The sequence below is a fragment of the Thioalkalivibrio sp. genome, assembly GCF_041685615.1.
Classification (GTDB): Bacteria; Pseudomonadota; Gammaproteobacteria; order Ectothiorhodospirales; family Ectothiorhodospiraceae; genus Thioalkalivibrio.
On the sequence record NZ_JAWLFK010000017.1, the window covers coordinates 34,414 to 43,406 of the forward strand.

Sequence of the window (8,993 nt, forward strand, 5' to 3'; positions counted from 1 at the left end):
CCGTCGGACTCGCCGGTCAGCAGGGCATGCAGTGCGTGATGGAAGTCCTCGTTCCACTGCGCGTCCAGGCCGTAGCCGCCGGTCTCGACCGGCCGTGCCACGCGCGGGTCGTTGCGGTCGTTCTCCGCGATCACCACCAGGTGCCGCCCGAGCTCGCGTCCGAGGCGCTGCACCTCGGCGGCGAGCTGTTCGAGGAAATGGGTGGCCGAGGTATCGACGATCGCATGCACCGCGTCAAGGCGCAGGCCGTCGATGTGATAGTCGCGCAACCACATCAGGGCGTTGTCGATGAAGAAGCGGCGCACGGTGTCACTGTCCGGGCCGTCGAGGTTCACCGCGTCGCCCCACGGGGTGTGGTAGCGGTCGGTGAAATACGGCCCGAACTGCGCGAGGTAGTTGCCGTCCGGGCCGAGGTGGTTGTAGACCACGTCCAGCAGCACCGCAATGCCCCGGCAGTGACAGGCATCGACCAGGCGTTTCAGGCCTTCGGGCCCTCCGTAGGCGTGGTGCGGGGCATACAGGTCGACCCCGTCGTAGCCCCAGCCGCGCTCGCCGGGGAACTCCGCCACCGGCATCAGCTCCAGGTGAGTGACGCCGAGTTCGGCCAGGTGGTCGAGCCGGTCGATCACGCCGTCGAAAGTGCCCGCCGGGGTGAAGGTGCCGACGTGGATCTCCTGGATCACCGCCGCAGCCAGTGGCGGCGCCTGCCAGCCAGCGTCGTTCCAGACGAAACGGGAATGATCCAGCCAGCGCGACGGGCCGTGTACGCCCTGCGGCTGCCAGGCGGAGCGCGGATCGGGGAGCGGGCCGTTGCCGTCGACGCGGAAGGCATAGTCGCTGCCGTGCATCACCCGCGAGGTCTGCAGCGACCACCAGCCGTCCGCCCGGCGATCCATTGGCATGCGGCTGCCACCGCACTCCAGTTCGACCTGATGCGCCTCGGGGGCCCACACGCTAACGGTGGTCATGGCGTTTCCTCCTCGCGTTCGAGCAGGGCCACCGGAAACGCATCGAGGATCTCCGCGACCGGGTAGTTGCCACCTTGCAGGGTCTCGCCAGACAGGCGGTTGTGCCAGGTGCCGGGCGGCACCGAAAGCCGGGTGCCGCGCCAGTCGCGCGCCAGCCCGATTATCAGGCGCGGCACCAGCACCAGCGCCCCTTCACCGCGCAGGTAGGCAACCGCGTGCCCGCCGCGTTCGCCGCTGGCGCGCAGCGGGGTACAGGCTGCATCCGGGCGGAACCACTCCGGATGGTGGTGGCGCAGGGCCAGCGCCTGGCGCACCACCCACTGCTTGGGCAGGCCCTCGTCGGCGCGCGCCTTGATCTGCGCCGGCGAGAGGTGCGCCAGTTCCTCCAGCAGGCGGGTCCGCGTGTCGAAGTCCACCGGGCGGCGGTTGTCCGGATCGACCAGGCTCAGGTCCCACAGCTCGCTGCCCTGGTAGATGTCCGGGATACCGGGGGCGGTGAGCTTGATGAGGGTCTGCGCCAGGCTGTTGGTGCGGCCGGGGCCGATCAGGAGCTGCAGGAACGACTCCAGCGATTCGCGAAAGCTCGGGTCATCCAGGCTGCCGGCCACGAAATCGCGCAATGCCTGCTCGTAGTCTTCCTGCGGATGGGTCCAGCTGGTGTGCTGTTTGGCCTCGCGGGTAGCCTTTTCCATGTAGGCCGTCATGCGCTCGGCGTCGATCGGCCAGGCACCGACCAGTGTCTGGTAGTACAGGTACTCGGTGGCCCGGTCCGGCCATTCGCCAGTCCGGTGGCGGGTGTTGTGGCGCATCCAGTGGCGCACGTTCCTGGCCCACGCCTCCGGAATTTCCGAGAGCAGTAGCAGGCGGGCGCGCACGTCTTCGCTGCGCTTGGTGTCATGGGTCGAGGTGGCCAGCATCGCCTCGGGGTGGCGGGCGCGGGCCCGGGCACTGGCCTCGTGGAATTCGTCCACCGATATCCCGAAGCGGTCGGGGTCACCACCAACCTCGTTGAAGGCCGTCAGGCGGTGGAAGCGGTACAGCGCGGTGTCCTCCACGCCCTTGGCCATTGCCGGGCCCGTCAGCTGCTGGAAGCGCAGGGCCAGCTCGGTCTCGCGCTCGCCGGGGATGTGCAGCAGGAGCAGGTTGCGCAGGAACTGCAACAGCTCGCTGTCCAGCTCCGGGCAGCGCTCGGCGGCCCGCTGGATCGCGGTCTCCACGCAGCCGACGTCGGCCGCCGTCACGCCGCCTTCGCGCGGGGTGACGTAGGTGCGGTAGACGGGGAAGCAGGCGGTCACCTCCAGCAGGGCGAGGTAGAGCTCATAACGGGTGTAGTCGCGGTGGCGGCGGTGGCGTTCGCAGATATCCACAAACAGCGAGCTCAGGCGATTGAGTTCGCTGCCGAGCAGGTCCTTGAGTACCTGTCGCTTGGACTCGTAGACCAGTCCCGGGTAGTCGGCCTCCTCGCCGGTGAGTTCCTCGAACAGCCGTGTCAGCGGGGCCGCGCCGGCCGGGTCCGCGAACAGCCCCTGTACGCGGTCGAGGAAGTCGTAGCCGGTGGTACCGGCGATCGGCCAGTCGTCCGGCAGCTGCTCGCCGGGCTCCAGGATCTTCTCGGCGACGATCCAGGTGTTGGGGCAGGCGCGGCGCAACTGGCTGAAGTACTGCCCGGGGTCGCGCAGGCCGTCCGGGTGGTCAACCCGCAGGCCGTGCACCGAGCCTTCTGCCACCCAGCGGACCGGCAGCGCATGCACGGCCTGGAAGACCTCCTCCTTCTCCTGACGCAGCCCGGCCAGGTCGTTGATGTCGAAAAACCGCCGGTAGCCAAGGTCGCGGCCGGCGGTGCGCCACCAGGCCAGCCGGTAGTTCTGCTTCTCGATCAGCATGTCCAGGGCATCGGGGTCGGCGTTGATCCGCTCGACCTCGGCCGCGATTGCCTCGGCGGCTGCCGGGTCCTGGCGGGTCGTGTCGTCCAGCAGCTGGCGGATCACGCCCTGGTCGCGGTGACGTCGTGCCACCGAATGGTGTGCGATCAGATGCGGCTGTGGCAGGCGGGCACAGGATTCCGCGAGAAAGCCCAGCAGATCGATACCGGTGGCGCGACAGGCATGGTCGAGTAGCTCGTTGAGCGAAGAAGGGTCCAGCGGGAAGCGGTGTTGGTAATAGGCGAGGTCGAACAGCCCGGCGCCATATTGCAGGCGGATCTCGCCGGCCTCGAGGACACGGCCGTAATGATCGCCCAGCACCGGGAGCAGGACCTTGTTCGGCCAGCGCTCCTCCGAGGACTCCCAGTCGACGTCGAAGTGCATCGCAAACGGGCTGGACGGGCCGTTCTCCAGCACATCCCACCACCACGGGTTCTGGTCCCCGGCCACGGCCATGTGATTGGGGACGATGTCCAGTACCAGCCCCATTCCCGCGGCCTCCAGCGCCGCGCACAGGCGCTGGCGTGCCGGCTCGCCGCCAAGCTCTTCGTTGACCCGCGAGGGATCGACGACGTCATAGCCGTGGGTGCTGCCGCGCACCGCCTGCAGGATCGGCGAAAGATAGACATGCGAAACCCCCAGCCGCGCGAGATAGGGAACAATCGCGGCAGCGTCGTCCAGCGTGAACCCCGGGTGCAGCTGCAGGCGACAAGTCGCGATTCGCTCGGGTTGGGCCTGTTGCCCTTTGCGGCCGTCCGCGGAACCCGCGCTGCCTGTACTGCCGATGGATCCCTGCATCGCCCTCCGCCCCGAAGGCAGACCGGCCGGACCATCCGGCCGCTAACCCGAATATGGACTACATCCCGAACGAAGGGAATGCGCATCGCCGGCCCGCGACCAGAACCGGGGGTACCGCCTTCGGGACGGACCGCATGGCAGGAGGCAGGAGCCTCGCGGGGTAATCGGTAAGCTTCCGGCATACCCATCCATTCGACGGAGCTCCCGTATCCGTGGAGCGCGGGCCCTGCCCGCCTGCCTGGACTCGTGGTTTTCCGTTGCGCGGGTTTCCGGGATTGCGCCCGCGGCCGGGGCCGCGACCCGGTCACCGGACGACTGACGGCGACCTGCGAGCGTCGACAAGGGTGGCTGGACAATCGCTTTCGCTGCATCATTCGCGGCCTGTTGAGCACGCACCCGCTTGACCACCTTGGGTGTCGAATTTCAGGAGGCTGCTGGAATGATCAAGGAATCGGACTGGAAACGGTTCAGCCGGCTGAAGGAGACCGCGCTGGATCGTTACTGCGAGCGAGCCCTGGCCAGTTGCCGGGCGACGATGGAACAGGAGGGCCGGTCGAACCACGACCGCTTTCTGGATCTGTACGAGCAATTGCTGGAAGCGAACAAGCGGCTTGCGTTCATCTTCGATGGCCATGCTCGCTCGAAAGCCCTGGATCAGTTCAGTTGCATGCGGCGCGAAGGGCTGATCGAGGATGCGGAGCTGGAAGGGTTTACCACGGAATTCGTGGAGCAGACCCGGCCGTGGGACCCGTAGTCTCCAGCCGGGCCGGGCGCCCGATGAAGCGGGTATTGCCCGTGAACGGATCGTGGCGTGCCGGGGCGCGGAAAGGCGAAGGCCCGGCGGGTGCCGGGCCTTCGGGGTGGGTCAGGAGGCGAGTCGCTTGTACTTGACCCGGTGCGGCTGGTCGGCCGCGGCGCCCAGGCGCTTGTGGCGGTCTTCCTCGTACTCCTGGTAGTTGCCGTCGAAGAACACCACGTTGCCGTCCTCCTCGAACGCGAGGATATGCGTGGCGATGCGGTCGAGGAACCAGCGATCATGCGAGATCACGATCGCGGAGCCGGGGAAGTCCAGCAGCGCCTCTTCCAGCGCGCGCAGGGTTTCCACGTCCAGGTCGTTGGTCGGTTCGTCGAGCAGCAGGAAGTTCCCGCCGCTTTGCAGCAGCTTGGCCAGGTGCACGCGGTTGCGTTCCCCGCCGGAGAGCTCCTTCATGCGTTTTTGCTGGTCGGTGCCCTTGAAATTGAAGCGGCCGACGTAGGCGCGTGACGGCATCTGGAAGTTGCCGACCTGGATGATGTCCTGGCCATTGGAGATCTCCTCCCAGACCGTCTTCTCGTCCTGCAGGGCATCGCGGCTCTGGTCGACATAGGCCAGCTGAACGGTCTCGCCCAGCTCGATGGAGCCGTCGTCCGGCTGGTCCTGCCCGGCGATCATGCGGAACAGCGTGGTCTTGCCTACGCCGTTCGGCCCGATCACGCCGATCAGCGCGCCGCGCGGCACGGAGAACGACAGGCCCTGGTAGAGCACGCGGTCGCCGAAGTGCTTGGACAGGTTTTCCACCTCCAGCACCTTGTCGCCCAGACGCGGGCCCGGCGGGATGTAGATCTCCTTGGTCTCGGAGCGCTTCTGGTAGTCGCTGGACGCGATCTCCTCGAAGCGTTTCAGGCGTGCCTTGCTCTTCGCACCCCGGCCCTTCGGGTTGGAGCGCACCCACTCGAGCTCGGATTCCATCGCCTTCACTCGGGCAGCCTCGGCCTTTTCTTCCTGCTTCAGGCGCTTTTCCTTTTGCTCCAGCCACTGCGAGTAGTTGCCCTGGAACGGGATGCCCTGGCCACGGTCCAGCTCGAGGATCCAGCCGGCCACATTGTCGAGGAAGTAGCGATCATGGGTGACCGCGACCACGGTGCCCTGGAATTCCTGCAGGAAGCGCTCCAGCCAGGCCACGGATTCGGCATCCAGGTGGTTGGTCGGCTCGTCGAGGATCAGCATGTCCGGGCTGGACAGCAGCAGCCGGCACAGCGCCACGCGCCGGCGTTCCCCCCCGGACAGGGTCTTCACGTCGGCATCCCACGGCGGCAGGCGCAGGGCGTCGGCGGCGACCTCCAGCTTGCGTTCGAGGTTGTGGCCGTCGGCGGCCTCGATCTTCGCCTCCAGCTTGCCCTGCTTGGCAGCCAGCGCGTCGAAGTCGGCGTCCGGTTCGGCATACGCGGCGTACACCTGATCCAGCTCGGCCAGGGCCTCCTTGACGGGCGCGACGGCCTCTTCCACGTTGCCGCGCACGTCCTTGCTCTCGTCGAGCTGCGGCTCCTGCGGCAGGTAGCCGATGTGGATGCCCGGTTGCGGGCGCGCCTCGCCGACAATGTCGGTATCCACGCCTGCCATGATGCGCAGCAGGGTGGATTTCCCCGCGCCGTTGTAGCCCAGGACGCCAATCTTGGCACCCGGGAAGAAGTTCAGGTTGATGTCCTTGAGGATGTACTTCTTCGGCGGGACGATCTTGCCCACGCCGTTCATGGTGAAAATGTACTGCGCCATGGTGCTCCTGCGACGAATTCGGTTTGGATGAGGGGGCGGGCCACTTGCGGTCCGCGCTGGGCCCGCACTTTACCATCCCGAGAGGGCCACGGGCTTGTGGAACTGTCGGATCGGAACCCCCTGGTGGCCGCCCCTGCCGACCCGCGGTCCATTCCGCGAACGCCGCCGGCCTGCTAGATTCAGGGCTGGACCCCGAAATTCCAGCCACAACGGGGGACAAGCGTTCCACTGTGCTGCGACTTTGCGCCTGTGACGCGCGTCAGCCCTGCTCGCGACCATTTTGGCGATAGAGGAGTTCGAGGCCCGGAATGTTTTCATCCTTGATCCCCAGCATGATCGCCTTTGGCGTCGCGACCGTGGTGATTATCATTTCGGGATTCCGGCTGGCGCGGGTGGCCGACGAACTGGCGGACCGTACCGGCATGGGCGAGGCGCTGTTCGGAATCTTCCTGCTGGCGGGCGTGACCTCGGTGCCCGACTTTGCCGCGACCCTGACTGCTGCGCTGGATGCCCGGCCCGACCTGGCGATGAGCAACGCCATGGGCAGCATGGCAGCGAATCTCGTATTTCTCGGCATCGCGGACGTGGTCTATCGCAAGGCGAACCTGGAACACGCGGTCGCCTCGCCCACTACCCTGATGCAGGCTGCATTGCTGATCGTGCTGCTGGCGCTGCCGTTGCTTGCGATCGCTTCTCCCCCTGTGTCGATGTGGGGCCTGCACCCCGTTACCCCGGTAATCGTCGTCGCGTACCTGGGCGGGTTGTATCTGGTTCGCAGCACAAAAGACAAACCCATGTGGTTTCCCCGGCATACCCGCCAGACCGTTCCGGACAAGCCCGAACGCCACCGTCATGGTGGAGTGGGCAGGGCCTGGATCCGCTTTATTGGCCTGGCGGTTGTGACCGGAATCGCTGGCTGGGTACTCATGGAGGCCGCCAAGGTCATCAGTGATCAGACCGGGCTCTCCGAAACCATGGTCGGCGGCCTGCTGACGGCGCTTGCCACCTCCTCGCCCGAACTGGTGACGACCATCGCGGCCATCCGTCGCGGGGCGCTGACTTTGGCGGTGAGCAACATCTTCGGCACCAACTGCTTCAACATTCTGGTGGTGGCGGCCGCCGACGGCGGCTATCCCGGGGGATCCATCTACCACGACATGGCGCCGGTGCAGATGACCTGGGGCCTGATCAGCATTCTGATGACCGCCATCCTGCTACTGGGCATGGTACGGCGCGAGACCTATGGGCTCGGCCGAATCGGATTCGAAAGCGCACTGGTCCTGGCGGTTTACGCCGGCGCACTGGTCATTGTTCTGGCGAGCGGCTGAAGGATCCCGGTGGCATGGTGAAAGGACAACCCCGGCATCCGGGCGTCCGGACAAGGCAGGTTCGGCCAAAACGGGTATCTTGAATCCATGAACAGGTGTCGGCGGGGATACGGTCACCAGACCTTGCGCAGGGCCACGGCGGCGGCGCACAAGTCGCTGGACCATCATTGGTTGATGCAGTGCCTGACCGGCAGTGGTCTCACCTGCGAGCAGCACGCCGAATCGCTGGTGGCCATGTGCCGACCGCATGCCCAACTGGAGGCGGACCTGGTCGAGTTGGGCCAGCCCATCCCCCCGGCCTCGCAGATGCGGCCGGACCTTTCGGATGGACAAGTCGCCTGGTGGGGTCGGGTTTACGTACTGGAGGGATCGCGTCAGGGCAGTGCGGTGATTGCCCGTTGCGTCCATTGCAGCCTGGGCGATTCGGTGCCTTGCCGTTTTTTCGGTGGGACCATCGTGCCCGAGGACTTCAGCCGTTTGCTGGCGACGCTCGAGCACGAGTTGGAAGACGAGGACGCGTTCGAGCAGGCAGTAGCGGGTGCCCGAGAGGCGTTCGCGGACTACAGGGCCGAGCTGGATGCCTTCGACAGCAGGAAACGCGATTTCGAACTGCGGTAAATTAACGGCCCGCTGTCACTCCGCGAAGAAGACGAAGGGTATGGACGAGCCGGAACTGGATGCCGCGCTCGAGGCTTGCGACCGCGAGCCGGTGCATATCCCGGGGGCGATTCAGCCACATGGTGCGTTGATTGCCATGGACGAGCAGTTCCAGGAGATTCGCCAGGTTAGCGCCAACCTCGAGTCCATCCTCGGACTGCGGGTGGCGGATGCGCTTGCCATGGCGCCCGAGCGGCTGTTCATCCGCCGGTGGCTCGATCAGATCCGCACCCAGATCGACTCACCGAACCGGCACGGTGCATTGATCGGGTCGCTGCGCCGCCGCGGACGGTCGCAGCGTTTTCGGCTGCTCTCGTAATGCGCGTTCGTGACATCCCGGATGCATTGGCGTCAGCCGTGCCGCTCGTCCCGGCCAGCGGCCCGGACGACGCGTCTCCTCTCGACCTTTCGCGCGGCATCCTGCGCGCGGTCGTACCGATCCACGTCGCGTATCTGGCCAACATGGGCGTGGCCGCAGCGATGTCGATCGCCCTGCACCTTGATGGGCGGTTGTGGGGGTTGCTGGCCTGCCATGCAGCGGCACCCAATATCCTGTCACCGGCGCTGCGTGATGTTCTGCACGCCATGGTGCAGACCACCTGTGTTCAGCTCGAATTGGTCCAGGCCCGCGAGGAAGCCGCGCTGATTCAGCGAGCCAACGACAGTCGCGACGTCCTGGTCGATCAGCGGGGGGCGTTTCCCGAACCGGACGAACTGGTGGCGAGTCATGCACAGGAATGGTTGCCGATCTTTCGGGCCAGTGGCGCGGTGCTGGCCGCCGGTGACC

The 8,993-nt window shown here is 66.5% G+C and carries 6 protein-coding genes and 1 pseudogene; 4 read left to right on the forward strand and 3 right to left on the reverse strand.

Annotation, left to right across the window (positions count from 1 at the left end; genetic code table 11):
• Positions 1-968 (reverse strand): alpha-amylase family glycosyl hydrolase (locus ACESLR_RS05355; protein ID WP_373066766.1); only part of this gene is annotated, 968 nt, incomplete at its 3' end.
• Entirely contained in the window at positions 965-3,688 is a 2,724-nt protein-coding gene (treY, locus tag ACESLR_RS05360) for a malto-oligosyltrehalose synthase (RefSeq protein ID WP_373024707.1), read from the reverse strand. The genes treY and ACESLR_RS05355, both read right to left, overlap by 4 nt.
• Before the next feature lie 439 nt (positions 3,689-4,127).
• On the opposite strand from treY, the gene ACESLR_RS05365 reads away from it, so the two are divergent.
• Positions 4,128-4,442, forward strand: a complete 315-nt coding sequence (locus ACESLR_RS05365) for a hypothetical protein (protein WP_373024708.1) — start codon at positions 4,128-4,130, stop codon at positions 4,440-4,442.
• Between the two features lie 111 nt (positions 4,443-4,553).
• Here the strand turns inward: ACESLR_RS05365 and ettA are convergent, their stop codons facing one another.
• Positions 4,554-6,221 carry an energy-dependent translational throttle protein EttA gene (ettA, locus tag ACESLR_RS05370; protein ID WP_373024709.1) on the reverse strand — a complete coding sequence of 556 codons (1,668 nt, stop codon included), beginning with the start codon at positions 6,219-6,221 and terminating at the stop codon, positions 4,554-4,556.
• 308 nt (positions 6,222-6,529) lie between these two features.
• On the opposite strand from ettA, the gene ACESLR_RS05375 reads away from it, so the two are divergent.
• The 3 genes and pseudogenes from ACESLR_RS05375 to ACESLR_RS05385 all read left to right on the forward strand — a co-directional run.
• Positions 6,530-7,549 (forward strand): sodium:calcium antiporter, encoded by a 1,020-nt coding sequence (locus ACESLR_RS05375; protein ID WP_373054219.1) that lies wholly within the window; start codon positions 6,530-6,532, stop codon positions 7,547-7,549.
• A 174-nt stretch (positions 7,550-7,723) separates the two neighbouring features.
• Positions 7,724-8,167, forward strand: coding sequence for a biliverdin-producing heme oxygenase (locus tag ACESLR_RS05380; RefSeq protein WP_373066768.1), 444 nt, complete (start codon positions 7,724-7,726; stop codon positions 8,165-8,167).
• Positions 8,168-8,207: 40 nt separating this feature from the next.
• Positions 8,208-8,993: pseudogene (locus tag ACESLR_RS05385) on the forward strand (GAF domain-containing protein); the annotation flags it as partial.